Annotated in this window: 15 protein-coding genes; 1 reads left to right on the forward strand and 14 read right to left on the reverse strand. The window is 38.0% G+C overall.

All coding sequences use genetic code 11. The features are described 5' to 3' along the window. Positions 1 to 64: 64 nt before the first annotated feature. The 11 genes from ACIP9C_RS11710 to ACIP9C_RS11760 form a co-directional block, all read right to left on the reverse strand. Complete coding sequence (locus tag ACIP9C_RS11710; protein ID WP_401010771.1) at positions 65 to 1,099, reverse strand: FecCD family ABC transporter permease; 1,035 nt, start codon at positions 1,097 to 1,099, stop codon at positions 65 to 67. Next, positions 1,096 to 2,148 carry a FecCD family ABC transporter permease gene (locus tag ACIP9C_RS11715; protein ID WP_401010773.1) on the reverse strand — a complete coding sequence of 351 codons (1,053 nt, stop codon included), beginning with the start codon at positions 2,146 to 2,148 and terminating at the stop codon, positions 1,096 to 1,098. The genes ACIP9C_RS11710 and ACIP9C_RS11715 overlap by 4 nt, the downstream gene beginning before the upstream one ends. A gap of 33 nt (positions 2,149 to 2,181) precedes the next feature. Further along, positions 2,182 to 2,976 carry an ABC transporter ATP-binding protein gene (locus ACIP9C_RS11720; protein ID WP_401010775.1) on the reverse strand — a complete coding sequence of 265 codons (795 nt, stop codon included), beginning with the start codon at positions 2,974 to 2,976 and terminating at the stop codon, positions 2,182 to 2,184. Between the two features lie 20 nt (positions 2,977 to 2,996). Next, entirely contained in the window at positions 2,997 to 4,721 is a 1,725-nt protein-coding gene (locus ACIP9C_RS11725; protein ID WP_401010777.1) for an ABC transporter ATP-binding protein, read from the reverse strand. A gap of 106 nt (positions 4,722 to 4,827) precedes the next feature. Further along, positions 4,828 to 6,735, reverse strand: coding sequence for an AraC family transcriptional regulator (locus tag ACIP9C_RS11730; RefSeq protein WP_401010779.1), 1,908 nt, complete (start codon positions 6,733 to 6,735; stop codon positions 4,828 to 4,830). A 415-nt stretch (positions 6,736 to 7,150) separates the two neighbouring features. Next, positions 7,151 to 8,434 (reverse strand): transcription termination factor Rho, encoded by a 1,284-nt coding sequence (gene rho, locus ACIP9C_RS11735; RefSeq protein ID WP_340821000.1) that lies wholly within the window; start codon positions 8,432 to 8,434, stop codon positions 7,151 to 7,153. 147 nt (positions 8,435 to 8,581) lie between these two features. Continuing rightward, the gene (glpX, locus tag ACIP9C_RS11740; RefSeq protein WP_401010782.1) at positions 8,582 to 9,538 is read right to left on the reverse strand and encodes a class II fructose-bisphosphatase; all 957 of its coding nucleotides are present in this window, start codon (positions 9,536 to 9,538) and stop codon (positions 8,582 to 8,584) included. Positions 9,539 to 9,634: 96 nt separating this feature from the next. Next, positions 9,635 to 10,921 carry a UDP-N-acetylglucosamine 1-carboxyvinyltransferase gene (locus tag ACIP9C_RS11745; protein ID WP_401010784.1) on the reverse strand — a complete coding sequence of 429 codons (1,287 nt, stop codon included), beginning with the start codon at positions 10,919 to 10,921 and terminating at the stop codon, positions 9,635 to 9,637. Positions 10,922 to 10,981: 60 nt separating this feature from the next. Then, a complete protein-coding gene (fsa, locus tag ACIP9C_RS11750; protein ID WP_401010786.1) occupies positions 10,982 to 11,632 on the reverse strand; it encodes a fructose-6-phosphate aldolase in 651 nt (216 codons plus the stop codon). Positions 11,633 to 11,782: 150 nt separating this feature from the next. Further along, positions 11,783 to 12,637, reverse strand: a complete 855-nt coding sequence (locus ACIP9C_RS11755; RefSeq protein WP_401010788.1) for a class II fructose-bisphosphate aldolase — start codon at positions 12,635 to 12,637, stop codon at positions 11,783 to 11,785. Between the two features lie 886 nt (positions 12,638 to 13,523). Then, positions 13,524 to 13,883, reverse strand: coding sequence for a response regulator (locus ACIP9C_RS11760; RefSeq protein ID WP_340821005.1), 360 nt, complete (start codon positions 13,881 to 13,883; stop codon positions 13,524 to 13,526). A 154-nt stretch (positions 13,884 to 14,037) separates the two neighbouring features. Here ACIP9C_RS11760 and ACIP9C_RS11765 point away from each other — a divergent pair, with 154 nt between their 5' ends. After that, the gene (locus tag ACIP9C_RS11765; RefSeq protein WP_401010790.1) at positions 14,038 to 14,568 is read left to right on the forward strand and encodes a DUF2529 family protein; all 531 of its coding nucleotides are present in this window, start codon (positions 14,038 to 14,040) and stop codon (positions 14,566 to 14,568) included. A 201-nt stretch (positions 14,569 to 14,769) separates the two neighbouring features. Here the strand turns inward: ACIP9C_RS11765 and ACIP9C_RS11770 are convergent, their stop codons facing one another. From ACIP9C_RS11770 to icmF, 3 genes are all read right to left on the reverse strand, one after another. After that, positions 14,770 to 16,362, reverse strand: coding sequence for a CTP synthase (locus ACIP9C_RS11770; protein ID WP_401010792.1), 1,593 nt, complete (start codon positions 16,360 to 16,362; stop codon positions 14,770 to 14,772). Between the two features lie 703 nt (positions 16,363 to 17,065). Next, complete coding sequence (gene rpoE / locus ACIP9C_RS11775; protein WP_401010794.1) at positions 17,066 to 17,608, reverse strand: DNA-directed RNA polymerase subunit delta; 543 nt, start codon at positions 17,606 to 17,608, stop codon at positions 17,066 to 17,068. 464 nt (positions 17,609 to 18,072) lie between these two features. Then, positions 18,073 to 21,321 (reverse strand): fused isobutyryl-CoA mutase/GTPase IcmF, encoded by a 3,249-nt coding sequence (gene icmF, locus ACIP9C_RS11780; RefSeq protein WP_401010796.1) that lies wholly within the window; start codon positions 21,319 to 21,321, stop codon positions 18,073 to 18,075. Between the last annotated feature and the right edge of the window lie 232 nt (positions 21,322 to 21,553).

A 21,553-nucleotide genomic window follows, 5' to 3' on the forward strand; every position in this document is an offset into this window, starting at 1 on the left:
GCATGTCCTATTCTTCCCAAGAACAATGATATTCATTCTCAATTAGAAATATAAGAAATCTATTTTATTCCTTTAATCGTGCTAATAAATATAAAAAATATGGTGCCCCAAAAACCGCTACAACAATTCCAACTGGTATTTCTGAAGGCTCTAAAATTGAGCGACCTATCGTATCGGCCAATAATACTAAAAAGCCACCTAAAAGTGCTGCGGTAGGAAGTAAAAATTGATGGCTTGCTCCCACAAGTTGCCGAGCTAGATGTGGTGCAATTAATCCAACAAATCCAATACCGCCACTAACAGAAACACTAGCACCAGCCAATCCAACTGATGCGGCTAATAACCAACGACGTTCTTTTTCAATAGAAGCACCTAGTCCAATCGATGTTATTTCGCCTAGATTTAATATGTTTAAAACTCGAGATTTTGAATAGATAAAGGGTAGTAAAATTAATAACCATGGTAATAAAGATAGGACAAACCTCCAATTTGAGCCCCAAATACTACCCGCAAGCCACGTAGCCACAAATTGATAATTTCCAGGGGTAAGGCGAAGCGTTAACACAATCATTGCTGAACTAATTCCAGCGGCCACCGCAATTCCCGTTAAAATTAAACGCATTGGTGTGATACCTTCATGTCGTTTATAAGACAGTGTATAAATTAACACCGCTGTTATCCCTGCTCCTAAAAAGGCTAGTACTGGAAGTAAATATACGGGTGCTGATTTAGCCGTTGGGAAAAAAGAAATATACAACATGACAGCTAACCCAGCACCCGCATTAATGCCTAAAATACCTGGATCTGCTAAAGCATTTTTTGAAATGCCCTGTAAAACAGCACCTGCCATAGCTAAACCTATTCCTACTAAAACTCCAATTACAATTCTAGGAAGCCTAAATTGAAATAATATTATTTGCTGTTGCGCATCGCCCTGCCCAAAAAGAGTACGTATCACTTCCATTGGTGTCAGTTTAATAACGCCAGTATTCATACTAATTACAAAGGTAATTACTATTAAAATCATTAGAGTAGCTATGATGAGGAAATTTTTCCTTCTAATCTTTTGCTGATTTGGTGTTAAAAAATTATTACTCACAGTTCCTTTCCTCCTTTACGTGCTAAATAAAGAAAGAATGGAACCCCAATTAAAGCAATTAATGCACCAATCGGCGTTTCATATGGCGGATTAATAGTACGCGCAACTAAATCAGCTAGTACAACGAGTAATGCTCCATATACTAATGAACAAGAGATAATCCACCGATAATCGTGTCCAACTATGTATCTCGTAAAATGGGGAACAATTAATCCTACAAAACCAACAGCACCTACAACTGAAACTGCTGCACCTGCTAAAATTAAAACAATCACCATCCCCCACACTTTTACGACAACAGTTCGTTGACCAAGCCCTATCGCAATTTCTTCTCCTAAGCTTAACAACGTAATTGATCGAGATAGCATAAGTGCACCTGTCATTGCAATCAGTAGCCATGGCGATAATATTTGAAGATGACTCCACATCGTACCAGAAACGCCTCCAGCATACCAAAATGCTAGATCTTGTCCAATGCGGTAATAAAGTGCAATTCCTTCACCGAGCGCACCAAGTAAAGCACTAACAGCAGCGCCAGCAAGAACTAGACGCATAGGTGATAAGCCCCCTTTAGACAATGAGCCAACACCATAGACAATTGCAACACCGAGACCTGCACCTACAAACGACCATAAAATTAAATACATATAGGGCATGCCAGGAAAAAAGGCAAAGCAGACAGCGAGCATAAATGCCGCTCCAGAATTCAATCCTAATAATCCTGAGTCTGCTAAAGGGTTGCGCGTCATACCTTGCATAATCGCACCAGCAACTGCAAAGCTTGCACCTACTAACGCTGCTCCAAGTACTCGTGGCAAACGAATATCATGAATAATTTGATGTGTTGTTAATTCTGGTGAAAATTGTGTAATGGCAGTCCAAACAGTACTTAATGAAATATCTGCTGCTCCTAAAGAAATGGCTAAGCCAATGGCAAATATTAATGCAACTACTCCTAAAATCAAAGCTACTATTCCGCGTATTGGGTGAGATTGTTTCTGTAGCTCATCTATATCGCTGAGCCCTTCTACTCCTGTCGACGCAGTCATTCTACTTCCTCCTCTTAACTTCCAATGCTCCGCTTAATCTTTCATGTTGTATAGCTGATAAGATAGACAAATTGGATTTTTACTATATGGACAAACAGCCATTTCTGCGTTGATATTGAACACTGTTTGTAAATTCTCCTTTGTCATCACTTCTTGAGGGCTACCACTTACGATCAATTTTCCATCTCGCATAGCCATCATAAAATGAGAAAACCGAGACGCATGGTTTAAATCATGCAATACCATAATAATCGTTCGTCCTTCTTCCCGATTGAGTTTTTCAAGCAATAATAAAATTTCTAGCTGATGTGCTAAATCTAAATATGTTGTCGGTTCGTCCAGTACTAAAATATCCGTACCTTGAGCCAATGCCATCGCAATCCATACTCTTTGGCGCTGACCACCTGACAATGCCTCAATTGGACGATCACAAAACTCTCTTAGTCCTGTAACATCAATTGCCCAATGAATATATTCGTAGTCTTCCTTGCGCAATGTACCGAACCCTCCTTGATGAGGGAAACGGCCGTATGATATTAATTCAAAAACAGTTAATCCTCCTGGTGCACTTGCTGTTTGAGGTAAAATTGCCATCTTTTTTGCTACTTCTTTTGTCTTTAATTGATGAATGGCCTTTCCATCTAAATAAACAGCACCATCCTGTGTTCGTAATACACGCGCAACAGCCTTTAATAAAGTAGATTTTCCACAGCCATTTGGGCCAATAATTGTTGAGATTTGACCTTTAGGAATGGCAACACTTAAATTATCTACAATAAGCGTCGAGGAGTAACCAATCGCCACATGTTCGATCTCCAATACTGACATACAAAACTTCCTTTCATTTTTTAAATTTGCAAACCAAATTGTGCTGTGTACAAACCGTAATAAGCATTTTTCATAGCCATTAATTGTTCATGTGTTCCTTCTTCTATAATTCCCTTTTTCGAAACGACGACAATACGGTCTGCATCTTTTATTGTTGCCAAGCGGTGTGCAATGACTAACGTTGTGCGTCCTTTGGAAAGTTCATGTAAAGCTTGCTGAATAGCCTGTTCTGTTTCTGTATCTAAAGCGGATGTTGCCTCATCCAAAATTAAAATTTTAGGGTTTTTCAAGAAAATACGTGCTATAGATAATCGCTGTTTCTGTCCACCTGATAATTTCACGCCTCGTTCACCAATTAACGTATCCATACCATCTGGTAATGCTAGTATCATCTCCTCAAGCTGTGCTCGTTTGGCCGCATACCAAATATCTTCCTCACTCGCCTGTAAATCTCCGTATGCAATGTTTTCTCGAATCGTACCATCAAATAAAAAAACATCCTGTTGCACTATGCCGATATGTGAGCGTAATGAATGAAGTTTAAAATCTCGTATATCTATCCCGTCGACTTTTATTGATCCTTCACTCACCTCATAAAAGCGTGGAAGTAGACTACAAATGGTTGATTTCCCCGCTCCAGATGGACCAACTAGCGCTACCGTTTCTCCAGACTGAACCGTAAGATTAATATTATTTAATGTTCGTTCTGTATCGGTGTAACCAAATGAAACTTGGTTAAATGTAATATCGCCCTCAATAGATTCTATTAACTTGGCATTTGGGCGGTCTGCAACTTCTGGTGCTGTTTCTAAAAAATCAATATAACGTTTAAAACCAGCCATGCCCTTTGGATAACTCTCAATAAACATATTTATTTTGTTAATTGGTCCGAGCAAAATCCCAGATAGAAGAATAAAAGCAATAAATTCGCCATTCGTTAAATAGCCATTTAATACAAAATAAGCTCCGACAAATAACGTAAATAATGATAAAACTTTTGTTAAAATACCAGAGATAGCTTCATTCCAAGCCATCACCTTATAAGAAAACAATTTTGTTGTTCGGAATTTTTCATTATTCATTTTGAAGCGGTTCTTTTCATGGTCTTCATTTGTAAATGCTTGTACTACTCGAATACCACTGACGTTATTTTCTACACGGGCATTAAAGTCTGCAATATCGCTAAACATTTGATGAAATGCTTTCGACATAAGCTTGCCAAAAATAATAGTTAGCAAAAGAATAAATGGTACAAGAATAAAGATTAATAGCGTAAATGTAGGATCAATATAAAACATGACGCAAAAAGATCCGATTATCGTCATCATTGCAATAAACATATCTTCTGGACCATGATGGGCAAGCTCACCGATGTCCATTAAATCATTTGTTAATCGTGAGACAAGATGTCCTGTTTTATTGTTATCAAAGTAGCGGAAAGAGAGCTTTTGAATATGATTGAACGCTTCCCTTCTCATATCCGTTTCAATATTGATGCCAAGCATATGCCCCCAATATGAAACTATAAAATCTAAAATTGAATTAAAAACATACAACAACAGCAGCAATCCACTTGCCATCATAATCCACTTTAATTCACCATCTGGAAGAATATCATCAATTACTTTATTTAAAACTAATGGAAATGCCAGCTCAATTAGGGCAACTAAAATTGCACAGGAGAAATCTAAAATAAATAATCCTTTATATGGCCTGTAATAAGTAAAGAAACGTTGTAGCAACATGGACGTTACCTCCTAATAAACATGCATTGTTCATGCTCTATTAAATGAAAGCTACCTAATCGCAAATCAGGTAGCTCACCTCATGTGTTATCCACATTTCTACTTTTTATTTTTCCTGAGACTTTGTATACTCTACTATTTTGTCAGCTAAATCTTCTGCTTGATGTAGTCCAGATAAAGGATCGGAAGCAAAATAGTATTCCGCTTCTAAAGGAATTGTTTTATTATTTTTGATTACATCAAGATTTGTCCAAGTTGGAGGGAGTTTCCCGTCTTTATTAAAGAAATTAATAACGAAGACATAATCGCCAACATAGTCACCGACTACTTCATAGGAAATTTCATAGCGCCCGCCATTCGATTCCTTTGTATCAAATAGTTCCTGAATTTTTTCTTGTGGTTTTACACCAAGAATTTGATAAAGTGCTCGTCCTCCTGACACACTTGAATTTCCAACAACAGTTGCATTTTTTTCAAATAAATCAAAAATCGTAAAAGTGGCACCTTCTGGAATAGCTGCATTTATTTTTTGTTGTGCTTGCGTTACACGATTCTCAAAATCTTTGGCAAATACAGCTGCTTCTTCCTGTCTTCCTAAAAATTCGCCCATTGCTTTGACCTCATCAGTAGCTGAATTATAGGCTGTATCAGAGAAAACGATTGTCGGTGCAATTTTTTCATATTTTTCAACATCTTCTGGGTTCCATGTAATGATCAAATCTGGCTTTAACTCTAAAATCTTTTCTAATGATGCATTACCGTCTGTTCCGACATTCGTAATTTCTCCGTCTTTATAGTACGGTTTTAAAAATGCTGCATAGTCTAAATTGGCTGTGATTGCTCCTACTGGCACAACATCCAATGCAAGGATTTGTCCCATATACCAATCTGTCACAATACGTTGTGCTTTTACTGGAATTTCTACTTCTCGGCCACTGTCGTCCGTAATAGTTTTAGTCTCTGCCTCTTCTGTTTTAGGTACACTTTCATTATTTTCAGCTGGTTGTTTTGTATCCTCACCACATGCTGCTAGTAAAACTAACAAACTTAGCAAAAAGGGCGTCTTTATATGTTTAAGCATTTTTTTCATCATGACTTCATTTTCCCCAATCTTAAATCGTTTTGCTTGCTCGAGCTGATTCTTATTGTATTGAAAATGATTCTCATTTGTAATAGCGATTTCGGACATAACGGCTGTATATTTCAGCCTAAATATACTTGGCGCCATACTAGTCTCCTTTTTAAAGGCTCTACTAAAATAGTATTCATCCTCATATCCAAGAGAAATCGCAATTTCTTTAATGTCATATTGATTGGCTATTAAATATTGTTTTGCGCGTTTAATTTTGATTTGCTGCAAATAAATTTGTGGCCCTATTCCATAACGAGCTTTAAAAATGCGTAATAAATGTCGTGTACTAATTTGGAGTGAATCTGCTAGCGTTTGTATTGATAACGGCTCATTTATATGTTCTTCTAAAAACAAACGTGCTAATTCTACCTTATCCATTTCATGTGGTCTACCCTGCCCTTCAGCAAGCTCTTGAAACACACGATAAATGAGCTCATAAAAGGATGCTTTTACAAATACATGCTCATGAATAGAACCTGTCTGCCACTTGTTAAACATATCGTATAACAACTTCTGAATCACAATAGGATTAGCAGGTACACATGAGAACTCAGTTTGAAAAGGCTGATATTGCATTTGTAAATGTTGCATAAAGGCATCGGCATAAATGACATCGCCTTTATAGTGAATTAGGAAGTAATTCAAAGGCTTTTTTGATTTTATATGTAGTGTTTGGGACTTTCCAATATGAAAAATACTAAATCGTTGCACATGATAAGGATTATTTCCAATAACAATTTCTGCTTCACCAACTGTAATGATTAATAACGAACTGTAATTCATTACTTCTTTTTTTTGCACCTCGTTGTTAAATACATATTCAATGTGTTTTACCTTGATATGTGCATTTTCCCATAGGAGCATGTAGGCATCATAATTCATAGCGTTCTCCTCAACTAATAAGACATACCATCATTATATTGATAATGATTATCAATTTCATTATACTTTTTAGAGAGCAAGAAAAAAACACCAATTACTATTATTAGTTAATGGCTAGTAAAATTGTTTGAGTGCCTGGCACTTTCTAAAAAACCCACTTCGCTTTCCTCGGGCACAACGTATGCCGCAACCTTTGCTTACGCACGGTTTGTTGCGTCTTACGGTTTGTGCTGTTCCCACAGTAGTCTAAGTGGATTGATTACTTAGATATTCATAAATTCATGTTTAGCATAGTAAATTGTTTGAGTGCCTGGCACCTCCCATATGGAAAGCGCCCGCCTGGAGCGGCAATCAACGGCAGTAATAAAAAAATGAAGACACCATTAACTATTACTAGTCAATGGTGTCTTTAATTTTAAAGTAGCCCTTTACCTTTAGTGGCCTTTTTCATATCTTCATTTAACTTTTCGAAGAATTCTTCGTTTGATTTTGTTGTGCGTATTTTTTTCAAGAAACGCTCTGCAAAATCTGGAGCATCTGAAAATGTTTTACGAATTGCCCATAGTTTTTCGAGTTGTTCTGGTTCAAGAAGTAATTCTTCCTTACGTGTACCTGAACGACGAATATCAAGTGCAGGGAAAATACGACGCTCTGCTAATTGTCGATCTAGGTGCAACTCTAAGTTACCAGTCCCTTTAAATTCCTCATAGATTACTTCATCCATACGCGATCCTGTATCTACTAAAGCTGTAGCTAAAATTGTTAAGCTACCACCTTCTTCGATATTACGAGCAGAACCGAAGAATCGTTTTGGTCTATGGAAGGCAGCAGGGTCGATACCACCTGAAAGCGTACGACCGCTCGGTGGAATAACTAAGTTATAAGCACGTGCAAGACGCGTAATAGAGTCCATTAAAATAATAACATCACGTTTATGTTCTACTAAACGGCGAGCTCGTTCTAACACGATTTCAGCTACCTTAACATGATTTTCCGGTACTTCATCGAACGTAGAACTCACGACATCCGCATTTACAGAACGCTCAATGTCCGTTACTTCCTCAGGGCGCTCATCAATAAGTAAGACGATTAACTCAGCCTCAGGATGATTCGTTGTAATGGCGTTGGCAATTTCTTTAAGTAAAGATGTTTTACCAGCTTTTGGAGGCGCGACAATTAAACCACGTTGACCAAATCCTACCGGTGCTACTAAATCCATAATTCGTGTTGATAGATTGCTTTGTGTTGTTTCAAGCTTAATTTGTCGATCAGGGTATAACGGCGTTAATGCTGGGAAGTGAACACGTTCTTTTGCTACTTCAGGGTCTTCTCCATTTACAGCATCAACCTGTAGTAAGCCATAGTAACGTTCATTTTCTTTAGGTGGGCGTACTTTGCCAGACACCTTATCCCCATTACGAAGATCAAAACGACGAATTTGAGAAGCAGAAATATAAATATCTTCTTTACTCGGTGAGTAATTTATTGGACGAAGGAAGCCGAAGCCCTCTTGCGAAACAATTTCAAGTACCCCTTCCATAAAGAAATAACCCTCTTGCTCTGAACGCGTTTTCAAAATAGCAAAAATTAATTCCTTTTTCGTTAGTTTGCTATAATACGAAATTTTGTATTGGCGTGCGAGGGCGTAAAGCTCTTTTAACGTCATGTTTTCTAATTGAGCGATTGTCAATGCAGACATATGCACAACTCCAGTCTTTTTCAAAATATAATGCATGTATTGGGGTAAACATAGAAGTTTTAAGTAAAACTATGGGATGGTTTTAATGAAGAAGAAGGTACCTAGTGCAAATTAGTTGCACTAGGTATATTTTAGAAGAAAATATTATTAATAGCTAGGTTTTTTATCAAGCGCGTGACGACCTTCTACAAATCGCACAGTACCTGATTTCGCTCGCATTACAACTGAATGTGTTAATGCGTAAGCACCTTTGTACTGAACACCTTTTAATAGCTCACAATCTGTGACTGCAGTTGCTGCAAAAATTGCATCGTCACCTTTTACTAAGTCATCTAAGTAAAGAACTTTCTCTACATCTACGCCCATTTGTTTACAGCGTTCTAACTGTTCTTCGTCTTCTGGCACTAATTTGGCCTGGAAGTCTCCGCCTAAGCATTTTAATGCAACAGCTGAAATAACACCTTCTGGTGCGCCGCCCATTCCAAACATAATGTCAATGCCTGTTTCATCGAATGCAGTGTTAATAGCAGCACCAACATCTCCATCTTGAATAAATTTAATACGTGCTCCCGCTTCACGAATCTCATCTACTATTGCTTGATGGCGAGGGCGATCTAATAGAGTAGCTACTACATCTGAAATATCTTTATTTTTTGCTTTTGCTACTTGTAATAAATTATAAGTAACAGAGGCATTAATATCAACTTTTCCTGCAGCTTCTGGCCCTACAGCAATTTTCTCCATATACATATCTGGTGCATTTAACAGATTACCCTTATCAGCAATTGCTAATACAGTCATTGCACCATTTGTACCTTTTGCTACTATATTTGTACCTTCTAAAGGATCGACTGCTATGTCTACCTGAGGACCGCCATTACGAAGGCCAAGCTCTTCACCGATATAAAGCATTGGCGCTTCGTCCATTTCACCTTCCCCAATTACTACTGTAGCATGCATTGGAATCGTATCGAACATTGAGCGCATTGCTGTCGTTGCTGCATCATCTGCCTCAATTTTCAAACCGCGACCCATCCATTTCCCGGATGCGATTGCTGCTGCCTCTGTTACTCGTACTACTTCCATCGATAAACTACGTTCCATTGTTGTTTTGCCTCCCGTTATCGGCATGTTTCATTGTGCCGAAACATTCAAATTACCTTTATTGTAACATAATTGGCTCGAAACTTTTACCTCTCATTATTCCTTTGCCTCTGCAACACTGACCATAATTGTTTCACGTCGAATATCTGCGCCTAAGTCACGTAATTTTTCAATAAGTGAGCTATAGCCTCGTTCAATATGATAGATATCGTGAATTTCAGTTTCACCTTCTGCTAATAGGCCAGCTAATACTAAAGCTGCACCCGCGCGAAGGTCTGTTGCAGTTACACTTGAGCCATGTAATTTACTTGGACCGGTAATTATCGCTGTATTCCCTTCTACACGTGCATTGGCATTCATACGACGTAGCTCATCAATATGCTTAAACCGTGCCGTATAGATTGTATCTGTAATTTTTGAGGAGCCAAATGCTTGTGTCATTAACACAGAAAGTGGTTGCTGAATATCTGTAGGGAATCCAGGATACACAATCGTCTTAACATCAACTGCCTGCAATGTAGATAGGTCTGTTTTTGGAACAAAAATACTTTCCTCACCTATATCAATCTTGACGCCCATTTCACGAAGCTTTGCAGTAATTGCCTCTAAATGCAGTGGAATTACATTGTCTATCGTAATGCCGTCTCCAACTGCTGCTGCCATAATCATAAAAGTTGCAGCTTCAATACGGTCTGGAATAATTGTATGCTCCGTACCGTGCAGCTCATCAACACCTTCGATACGGATTACACTTGTACCAGCACCTTTAATATTGGCACCCATATTTGTAAGAAGTGTTGCTACGTCGATTATTTCAGGTTCTTTTGCTGCATTTTCAATAACCGTACGCCCCTTTGCACGTACTGCAGCCAACATAATATTGATTGTAGCGCCAACACTTGCGACATCTAAATAAATTTTAGCGCCAATTAATTCTTCTGCACGTAAATAAATCGCACCGTGTTCGTTTGTAATTTTAGCACCAAGTGCCTCAAAACCTTTAATGTGTTGATCAATCGGACGTGGTCCTAAGAAGCAACCACCCGGCAAGCCAATGACAGCCTTTTTGAAGCGACCAAGCATTGCCCCCATTAAATAATAAGAGGCACGGAGTTTTTTTACATTACCATTTGGCAAAGGTAGTGCAAGCATTTCGGAAGGATCAATAATCATTTTGCCGTTCTCAAATTGTACTTCTCCACCGATCTCTTCTAACAAGGCTTTTAAAGTCCAAGCATCTGAAATTTCTGGAATCCCTCCAATTGTCACTGGAGAGTTCGCCAAAATTGATGCTGGGATTAAGGCGACTGCACTATTTTTTGCACCACTAACTTTAATTGTACCTTTTAGACGATTTTCGCCTGTAATTTTATAAACATCCATTTTGCGTTCTCCCTCATGATTGGAAAGTAATTTTAGCATTTGACTCACTTTATAATCTTATTATTCACCTTTTCGCTTATTCCAATCCGCTAAAAATCCTTCAATTCCTTTTTCCGTTAATGGATGGTGGAAAAGTTGTTTTAACACTTTAAAAGGAGTTGTTGAAATATGAGCGCCTGCAAGTGCTGCCGCCGTTACGTGTTGAGGGTGACGGATAGATGCCGCAATAATTTGCGTTTCAATGTTATGGATTGTAAAAATATCTGAAATTGTTTCAATAAGCTCTACACCATTTTGACCAATATCATCTAAACGGCCGATAAATGGTGATACATATGTAGCACCCGCACGCGCAGCCATTAATGCTTGGTTTGCACTAAAAATTAGTGTTACGTTTGTTTTAATGCCTTTGTTTGCAAAGAAGCGGCAAGCCTCTAAACCAGCTGGTGTCATCGGTAATTTAACTGTGATATTCGGTGCAATCGCAGCTAATTCTAGACCTTCTTTAATCATTCCTTCAGCATCTAATGCAATTACCTCTCCACTTACTGAGCCGTCTACAAGATCTGCAATTTCACGTAGTCGATCATGAAAAGAAACGTTTTCCTCTTTTGCAACTAATGATGGATTTGTCGTAACTCCCGATAAGATACCCCATGCGTGTGCTTCTTTAATTTCGTCAAAGTTTGCTGTATCAATAAAAAATTTCATAATATTTCCTCCTAAACCCTATTTGTTTATATTTTTAAATTTTTTCAAAAAAGTTATTATGTCAAAAACAAGAGAAGGTCGATTGCTAGCATCAACACTTCTCTTATTATGTGTATTCATCTTTGCTTTTGTACAATATAAGAAGCTAAATTATGCTTTTTGTGCACTTCCAAATTCACGGATTTTACCGATAACTGTTGTTTTAATCGCTTCACGAGCTGGCGCTAAGAATTTACGAGGATCGTAAACATCTTTATCATTGTCCAAAATTTCACGAATCACTTTTGTAGCTGCGATTTGATTTTCAGTATTAACGTTAATTTTAGCAGTACCTAATGAAATTGAGCGTTGAATATCTTTTGTTGGAATACCTGTACCACCATGTAAAACTAAAGGAAGATCTGCTAAGTTTGAGATTTCCTCCATTTCCTTAAATCCTAAGTTTGGTTCTCCTTTGTAAGGACCATGTACAGAGCCAAGTGCTGGTGCTAAACAATCAATATCTGTTAATTCAACCATTTTACGGCATTCTTCTGGATCTGCGTACATAATACCACCAATTACGCCATCCTCGTCACCACCAACTGTTCCAAGCTCAGCTTCTACAGAAACACCTTTGGCATGTGCATATTCAACTACTTTTGAAGTAGTGGCGATATTTTCTTCGAAAGGATGGTGTGAAGCATCAATCATAACAGAAGTAAATCCTGCATCAATCGCTTCTTTACACTTTTCAAAGCTAGAACCATGGTCAAGATGAATAGCAACTGGAACTGTAATACCATAAGACTCCATTAAACCTTTTACCATGTGTACTACTGAGATAAATCCACCCATATATTTACCTGCGCCTTCAGATACGCCAAGGATTACAGGTGATTTCTCTTCTTCCGCTGCTTGTAAAATTGCTTGTGTCCATTCAAGGTTGTTGATGTTGAATTGACCAACTGCATAACCTTCTGCCTTTGCTTTAATTAACATCTCTTTCATAGATACTAATGCCATACTAAAAATCCTCCTTTTAGGACTATTCTTTATACATAAATGTGCTATTTAATCATAGCAAAAATATAAGCACCTGAAAAGAAATTTCAGGTGCTTATATTTTCTGCATCGAAAGCGTAGTGCAACGCAGCGACAGGGGCCTTTTTTCAAAAGCACCTGAAAAGAAATTTCAGGTGCTTATATTTTTGCACCGATAGCGTAGTGCAACGTAGCGACAGGGGCCTTTTTTCAAAAGCACCTGAAAAGAAATTTTAGGTGCTTATATTTTCTGCATCGAAAGCGTAGTGCAAACGTAGCGACAGATGCCTCTTCAAATAGAAAAGAAATTTCAGGTGCTTATATTTTCTGCATCGAAAGCGTAGTGCAACGCAGCGGCAGGTGCCTTTTTTCAAAAGCACCTGAAAAGAAATTTCAGGTGCTTATATTTTCTGCATCGAAAGCGTAGTGCAAACGTAGCGGCAGATGCCTCTTCAAATAGAAAAGAAATTTCAGATGCTTATATTTTTGCACCGATAGCGTAGTGCAACGCAGCGGCAGGGGCCTTTTTTCAAAAAGAGGCTGGTACCGTTGATATCCGCTACGGCGGTGCTTCTTTCCACGGGCACACACATAAGCCGCAACCCTGGCTAACGCGCGGTTTGTTGTGTCTTACGTTCTGTACTTTCCCGCAGGAGTCACCGCCTTCGCTACCATCAACTTGTACTATCTACTAAATTTTTTCTATTGCAAAACAAAGTAAATCTAAATTATAAATTCCAAATTATGGTCGGACATCGTATAATTTTGAATGAAAGTCCAGTGCAAGGCAGTAAGGTAGCATTATTTCAATCTACAACAAATAACACCTATGTACAAAAAACAGGCGGTGTTTACCACTGCCTGTTTTTTATGTGTTTAATGTTTTATTTACTGCATCACGTACTTCAAAAATATCAAATGGCTTAGTAAAGTAACGAATTGCCCCTAATTCCAATGCTTCCTGTACTACATCTAATTCACCGTAAGCGGTCATCATAAAGACAGGTAGTTGAGGCCATTTCTCTTTTAAACATTTTAAAATTTCTATGCCATCCATGCCGGGAATCTTCATGTCTAGCAATACACAATCCATCGATTCTTCCTCTGCATAACGTAGTGCTTCAGCGCCATTAGCTGCTAAATATGTAACATAACCTTCTTTTTTCAAAACTTCATTTAATAGCAAACGAATTCCCTGCTGATCATCAACAATTAGTAATCGTTTCACATTGCATTCCGCCCTTTTTGAATTATTATTTTGCACAAAGATATCTATATTATGTATTATTCTCCTTTTACAGCTTAATACCTTCTAGTATTATAAATTATCTACTTTTGCTTTATGCTTCACACATACATATAATATTGATTGAGGTGGAATCATGTCAAAAATATTAACAACACAGCTGAGCGGATTATTACAAAGAATAACACAAAGCGAAGAAGAATCTATTGAAGAAACAGCACGTTTACTTGCACAAGCAGCAATAGGCGAAGGAAATGTCTACTTTGCTTGTTTTGGAGAAATGCAAGTTGTCGAGTTAAATGCTCTTCAAGGTGTTGAGCGTTTCGCTAAGCTACTCCCTTGGACAGAGCATACTGAAGTTAGTGAAGCCGATCGTATTTGTATTTTTACCCGTAGTGCACATGATCAGGAAGCATTAGCATTAGCAAAAAGATTGAACGAACTTTTTATTCCATTTGCAGCCGTAGCTAGTGAAGTAGCAAATGCAGAAAATCCTTTAGCCGATTTAGCGTATACATATATCTCTACTCGTATGCGTGGAGGATTGTTACCTAATGATTTAGGTGAGCGTATTGTTGTACCGCATGCAATAGCTGTCCTATTCATTTATGAAGCTGTAAAAATCGCTTATGATGAAATGCTTGGACTTGATGATGAAGAGTTGTAAAGCTTCACTTTATGCAGTTGAATGAAGCAGAAGATATCGACTCCTCATTGGAACGTACATTTCCCATGCCCTATTGCGGTTCAGGAAGGTTTACAGGCGATTTCCATAATTCTATAAAAAATTGTAGGCAAAATCGAAATTTTTCGCGTTTGCTTACAGACTAAAAGGATGCCTCGAAATTACGAGACATCCTTTTTGATTTTATTTAAATGTTGCTCCGATGAAATCACGGAATAAAGGTTGTGGACGGTTTGGACGTGATACGAATTCTGGGTGGAATTGGCAAGCTACAAAGAAGTTGTTTTCTGGTAGCTCAATAATTTCCACTAATTTTCCGTCTGGGCTTGTACCTGAGAATACAAGACCTGCCGCTTCCATTGCCTCACGGTATTCATTATTAAATTCATAACGATGACGGTGACGTTCGTACACAAGTTCTTTGCCGTAAGCATCACTTGCTTTTGAGCCTTCTTTTAACTTACATGGATATAAACCTAAACGTAATGTACCACCAATATCTACGTTATCGTTTTGATCTGGTAGGAAATCAATAATAGGGTATTGTGTTTCCGCATCAAGTTCTGTAGAATGCGCCCCATTTAAGCCTAGTACGTTACGAGCAAATTCGATTGTTGCTAGTTGCATACCTAAGCAAATACCTAAAAACGGTACGTTATTTTCACGAGCATACTGAGTTGCTAAAATTTTACCTTCAACGCCTCGATCACCGAAGCCACCTGGTACTAATATAGCATCAGCATCTTTTAGTAATGCTACAACATTGTCAGCATCTACATGCTCTGCGTTAATCCAATCAATTTCGATATCAGAGTTAAATGCATAGCCTGCATGTTTTAACGCCTCTACAACTGAAATGTACGCATCTTGTAATTCAACATACTTACCTACTAATGCCACTTTTCGTTTATTTGGTAGGCTCTTCACTTTTGCAACAAGATCGCGCCATTCTTCCATATTTGCCTCTGGTGCTTCAATACCGAAATGATCAAGAACGATATCATCGAAATCTTGTGCATGAAGATTTAATGGTACTTCATATAAATGCTCTGCATCACGAGATTCGATAATTTCATGTGGTTGAACGTCACAGAATAATGCTAATTTTTCTTTCATTTCTTCTGGCACTTCTTGTTCTGTACGCACAACAATAATATTTGGTTGAATCCCTAAAGAACGTAATTCTTTAACAGAATGTTGTGTTGGTTTTGTTTTTAATTCACCGGCAGCTTTAATGTAAGGAATTAACGTACAGTGAACATACATTACATTGTTATGGCCTAAATTTGTTTTCATTTGACGAATAGCTTCTAGGAATGGTAGTGATTCAATATCGCCTACAGTTCCTCCAACCTCTGTAATAACAACATCTGCGTTCGTTTCACGTCCTGCACGTTGGATACGTTCTTTAATTTCATTTGTAATGTGAGGAATTACTTGAACTGTTCCGCCGTTATAATCACCACGACGTTCTTTTTGTAATACAGATTGATATACGCGACCAGATGTTACAGTTGAATGTTTGCCTAGGTTAATGTCAATGAAGCGCTCATAGTGACCTAAGTCCAAATCAGCCTCAGCACCATCATCTGTAACGAAAACCTCACCATGTTGATATGGACTCATTGTACCTGGGTCAATATTGATATACGGGTCAAATTTTTGAATTGTTACTTCTAACCCACGGTTTTTTAATAAACGTCCTAGAGATGCTGCTACAATCCCTTTTCCAAGTGATGACACAACCCCACCTGTTACAAAAATATACTTTGTCATGAAAAATTCCTCCTTATGTTGTACTAGATCTTGTTAGTAAAAAAAGTATATTGCGTCCATCCATTCTGTCATACCGCTTACCGATTGCCTAATTGCAGGAAGGAAATGTAAACTAACAACACAAATGTATGGACATGAATAAGAAACTTAATGCTTTCCTATCCCTAAAATAAGAAAAGCCGAGAATGCCTACATTTAAATGCAGTCGATTCGAAGCTGTAATCGTTTCTATATCTTTTTTACTTTTCTAAACTGTTCTTCGTCGTAAAACTTTCATAGTTAGCATCGCCTTTGAGCAATCTAATTATTATCTCTACGAGAAGCTTTACCCTATAACTCAGTCACCGATTAATATACATAATGATTAGTTTACCACTTTCGTATTCAAATCATTATTTATTAGCATGGGAGAGCTTGACTGATTATTCATTACATCTCAGCGTATTACTTCCAAATTTTATTCGAGCCTGGTCGAAAAGCTCCTCTTAAAATCATTGATATTCGCCTTGATCTTTAACTTGATTCAGCAAGTTAAAAACAAAAAAAACGCCCCTCCTGCATAGGTTTGCAGGGGGAGCGTATTATATACACGGTCTTTCTCCTTTTTTTAAGGAGCCCAAGTAAAAGATTAAACGGAACCGTGAAAGAAGTCAAGAATTTTTAATGCAAGTACAAAAGTAAGAAAATTCAAAGTGTGTTTGTGTTACACTTCTTCCTCTTCTTCTTCGAACTCTTCCTCATCTTCAATGAAATCTTCATCGATTTCATCCTCGATGTCTTCTATATCTTCTTCGTCGAAGTCAATATCTTCTTTTTCTCCATCGATATCTTCTTCTTCTTCTTCTTCCTCTTCTTCAACAAACTCTTCATAATCCTCATCGAAGTCAATTTCATCTTCTTCTAAATCTTCTTCTAAATCATCATCATCAAGAGTAGCTTTAGATTTTTTCTTGTGTGTTTTCACAGATGGAGCTGTTTCTTCTTCGATTTGTTCTACTTTAAACCATTCGCGTAAGCCCCAACCAGTTTCTTGATTAAATAAGAAACGTCCATCAACGTTCATATCAGTGTAGAATTGCAGTAGGCGTGATTTAATTTCTTCATCACTATAGCCAACTAGCTCTTTAATAATTGTAAGCAGGTCATTAAATGACACTGAAGCACGTTTTTCAGTTAAAATTGCATAAGCTAAGTTAATTAACGATTCTTCCGCTAATTGTTCCTTTGTCATTTCACGAAAATTCAATTCGTGCACTTCCTTCCTCTCATCACAATGGACGTTTTAAAATTAAATAGTGCTTTATTTTCGGAGCGCAGCTAAAAAAGACCGCACAAAAGTAACTTTCCATACCATAAGCATAATACCCATTATATACAATGTTTTAGTCTCTTTGCTAGCTTCAATTACTGTTTTTTATATTACACATTTTTTTTATCCCTAGAAAAAACAAATAAATCGATAATAACAATAAAGGAATAGCGCCAATTTGCTTATTATACAGGAAAATAACTCCCAATACTAAAGCCAAAACAATAATGTAGTGAATTATTGATTTCATCCTCTACTGCGCCCCCTCTTTTTTACATTTCTATTATAACGAAAATGAAAAGAAGTGCCTAATCGTATGACTAGACACTTTCAAATACAGCAGCATGTCGGATAAACTAGCATTTAAGTTCCACAAATTAGAAAATTAGCATCTATTTGTTTTACATGTTGCGACGGAACTGTCCACCAACTTCATATAAAGCCTTTGTAATTTGTCCTAGGCTTGCTACTTTTACGGTTTCCATTAGTTCTTCGAAAATATTACCATTGTTTACAGCTACCTCTTGTAAGCGGGCAATTGCTGCTTCTGTTTGTCCTTCATGTTGTTGCCAGAACAATTGCAAATTGCGAATTTGTGTTTCTTTTTCTTCTGACGATGCACGTGCAATCTCCATGTTGTCGATTGCATCATCTGCTGGCGGATTCGGATTTAAGTATGTGTTTACCCCAATTATCGGTAATTCACCCGAATGCTTTAACATTTCATAATGCATCGATTCTTCTTGAATTTTTCCGCGTTGATATTGTGTTTCCATAGCACCTAGTACACCACCGCGATCATTAATACGATCAAACTCCTCTAGCACCGCTTCCTCTACTAAATCTGTTAATTCTTCAACGATAAATGCCCCCTGTAATGGGTTTTCATTTTTCGCTAAACCATGCTCTTTCGTAATAATCATTTGAATTGCCATAGCTCGACGTACAGATTCTTCTGTTGGAGTAGTAATTGCTTCATCATAGGCATTTGTATGCAATGAATTACAATTGTCCTGCAATGCCATAAGTGCTTGTAACGTTGTACGAATATCATTAAAGTCAATTTCTTGTGCATGCAAACTACGTCCAGAAGTTTGGACATGATACTTAAGCTTTTGTGCACGTTCATTTGCCCCGTATTTATTGCGCATAACAACTGCCCAAATACGACGAGCAACACGGCCTATCACCGTATATTCTGGATCTAATCCATTAGAGAAGAAGAATGATAGATTTGGTGCGAAATCGTCGATATTCATACCACGACTTAAATAGTATTCAACATACGTAAAGCCGTTTGCGAGTGTAAACGCTAGCTGTGAAATTGGATTGGCTCCAGCCTCTGCAATATGATAGCCCGAAATGGAAACAGAGTAGTAATTACGCACTTTTTTGTCGATGAAATACTGCTGAATGTCGCCCATCATTCTTAAAGCAAATTCCGTCGAGAAAATACATGTATTTTGCCCTTGGTCTTCTTTTAAAATATCAGCCTGCACCGTGCCTCGCACAACTTGTAATGTTTTCGCACGTGTCTCTGTAAATTCTTCAACTGTCAAAGGTCTACCAAGTTCTGCTTCACGCAGCTTTACTTGCTGATCAATCGCTGTGTTCATAAACATCGCCAAAATAATTGGCGCAGGTCCATTGATTGTCATAGATACAGATGTAGAAGGTGCACAAAGGTCAAAACCTGCATAGAGCTTCTTCATATCTTCAAGCGTACAAATCGAGACACCTGATTCTCCAACTTTCCCATAAATATCTGGACGGTAATCAGGGTCCTCACCGTATAACGTAACCGAATCAAATGCTGTTGATAAACGCTTTGCATCATCGTCTTTCGATAAATAATGGAAGCGTTTATTTGTTCGCTCTGGTGTACCCTCGCCAGCAAATTGTCGCTTCGGATCTTCACCCTCACGCTTGAACTGGAACACACCTGCAGTATATGGGAATTCCCCTGGTACATTTTCACGATACACCCAGCGTAAAATTTCTCCATAGTCAACAAACTTTGGTAGTACAACTTTCGGTATTTTTGTCCCTGAAAGACTCGTTGTTTTTAAAATTGTGCGAATTTCCTTATCGCGCACCTTCGTTACAAACTCATCTCCAGCATACGCTTCTTTCAAAGCTTGCCAATTATCTAAAATACGCTTAGACTCTGCTGTTAATTCATCACGGACACCTTCCGCTAAAGATGTAAGCGATGCGACAAGTGCATCATCTGGTGCCTTTTCTTTCACTGCTACAATGGCGCCCTCTAGTTGGAATAGACGACGGGCAAATGCAACTTGTTGTTCTGTTTTTTTATGATATCCACGCACTGTATCTGTTATTTCGCGGAGATAATAGCGGCGATCATTCGGAATAATAACATCCTGTTTTTGCGTTTTAGCAAATTGCTCATAGCCTGTTTCCCAGTCACTACCTGTTTTTTCGTTAATAATATGAACTAATGCAGCAAATAAAGCATTCGTTCCTTTATCATTAAATTGACTAGCAATCGTACCGTAAACAGGCATTTTATCAATTGGTTCATCCCAAAGTTCTCGTGAACGTTGGAATTGCTTTTGCACCTGACGTAACGCATCTTCTGAGCCTTTTCGTTCGAACTTATTGATAGCAATAACATCTGCAAAATCAATCATATCGATTTTCTCTAGCTGAGTCGGTGCACCAAATTCACTCGTCATAACGTACATGGATAGATCCGTGTAATTTGTAATTTCTGCATCTCCTTGACCAATTCCGCTTGTTTCAACAATGATTAAATCATAGCCAGCCACACGCACGACATCTAACACATCACCGATAGAAGCAGAAAGCTCTGTACGAGAACCACGTGTCGCCAAACTTCGCATATAAACGCGATTATTGAAAATGGCATTCATACGAATGCGATCCCCTAGTAATGCTCCACCTGTTTTTTGCTTTGTTGGATCGACTGATAAAATCGCTACACGTTTATCAGGGAATTCTTTCAAGAAACGACGGATAAGCTCATCTGTTAAAGAAGATTTACCTGCACCACCTGTACCTGTAATCCCTAAAATTGGTGTTCCTTTTGAGCGTTTACGTGCTTCCACTAACATCTTTTCCGTTTCTTCATCATCATTCGATTCAGCAGCAGTTATTAAGTTCGCCAATAATTCTGGTGTCTCTGTCGTTAAAGCATCCAGCTTTTCTAGATAGTCGCCTGTTGCAGTTGGAAAATCAGTTCCTTTAATTTGCTCATTAATCATTCCTTGCAGCCCTAGAACTCGACCATCTTCTGGAGAGAAAATGCCCGCAATGCCATAAGCATGTAATTCTTTAATTTCACGTGGCAAGATAACACCACCGCCGCCGCCATATATTTTAATATGCGGTGCCCCTTTTTCACGCAGTAAATCAAACATATATTTAAAGTATTCCATATGGCCACCTTGATAAGAAGATAAAGCAATCCCTTGAGCATCTTCTTGAATCGCAGCATTAACGACTTCTTCTACAGAGCGATTGTGTCCCAGATGGATAACTTCCACACCGCTCGATTGTAAAATACGTCGCATAATATTGACCGAAGCATCATGTCCATCAAAAAGACTTGATGCTGTTACAAAACGTACGTGATTTTTTGGACGATACACTTCTACCTTTGTCATATGAAACCCCCACTTTCTCCCCTTAGTAAACCTTTTCATTGATGTTTAAGTTAATTTCTATTCAGATTATTTTCAATGCATCATTTTGCTCAATGCAGACACTTTCCGCAGGCAAGCACCGAGCTACTTCTGCTTCACTTGTATGTTCGTATGTGTTTAGAAAACTACTTATGAAATTGACCCGTTTGTATGGCCTTGTCGTTATTATGAGCTTACTACCATACAAAATCAT

Origin of the sequence: Lysinibacillus sp. NPDC093210, assembly GCF_044753985.1 — a bacterium.
Taxonomy (GTDB): domain Bacteria; phylum Bacillota; class Bacilli; order Bacillales_A; family Planococcaceae; genus Lysinibacillus.

Coding starts and splice junctions, on each gene's coding strand:
- icmF (WP_401010796.1), bottom strand. CDS start 21,321: ATGACAAAGGTAGAAGTGTATCGTCCAAAAAATCACGTACGTTTTGTA.
- ACIP9C_RS11715 (WP_401010773.1), bottom strand. CDS start 2,148: ATGACTGCGTCGACAGGAGTAGAAGGGCTCAGCGATATAGATGAGCTA.
- ACIP9C_RS11745 (WP_401010784.1), bottom strand. CDS start 10,921: ATGGATGTTTATAAAATTACAGGCGAAAATCGTCTAAAAGGTACAATT.
- fsa (WP_401010786.1), bottom strand. CDS start 11,632: ATGAAATTTTTTATTGATACAGCAAACTTTGACGAAATTAAAGAAGCA.
- glpX (WP_401010782.1), bottom strand. CDS start 9,538: ATGGAACGTAGTTTATCGATGGAAGTAGTACGAGTAACAGAGGCAGCA.
- ACIP9C_RS11755 (WP_401010788.1), bottom strand. CDS start 12,637: ATGGCATTAGTATCTATGAAAGAGATGTTAATTAAAGCAAAGGCAGAA.
- ACIP9C_RS11770 (WP_401010792.1), bottom strand. CDS start 16,362: ATGACAAAGTATATTTTTGTAACAGGTGGGGTTGTGTCATCACTTGGA.
- rho (WP_340821000.1), bottom strand. CDS start 8,434: ATGTCTGCATTGACAATCGCTCAATTAGAAAACATGACGTTAAAAGAG.
- ACIP9C_RS11720 (WP_401010775.1), bottom strand. CDS start 2,976: ATGTCAGTATTGGAGATCGAACATGTGGCGATTGGTTACTCCTCGACG.
- ACIP9C_RS11725 (WP_401010777.1), bottom strand. CDS start 4,721: ATGTTGCTACAACGTTTCTTTACTTATTACAGGCCATATAAAGGATTA.
- ACIP9C_RS11730 (WP_401010779.1), bottom strand. CDS start 6,735: ATGAATTATGATGCCTACATGCTCCTATGGGAAAATGCACATATCAAG.
- ACIP9C_RS11765 (WP_401010790.1), top strand. CDS start 14,038: ATGTCAAAAATATTAACAACACAGCTGAGCGGATTATTACAAAGAATA.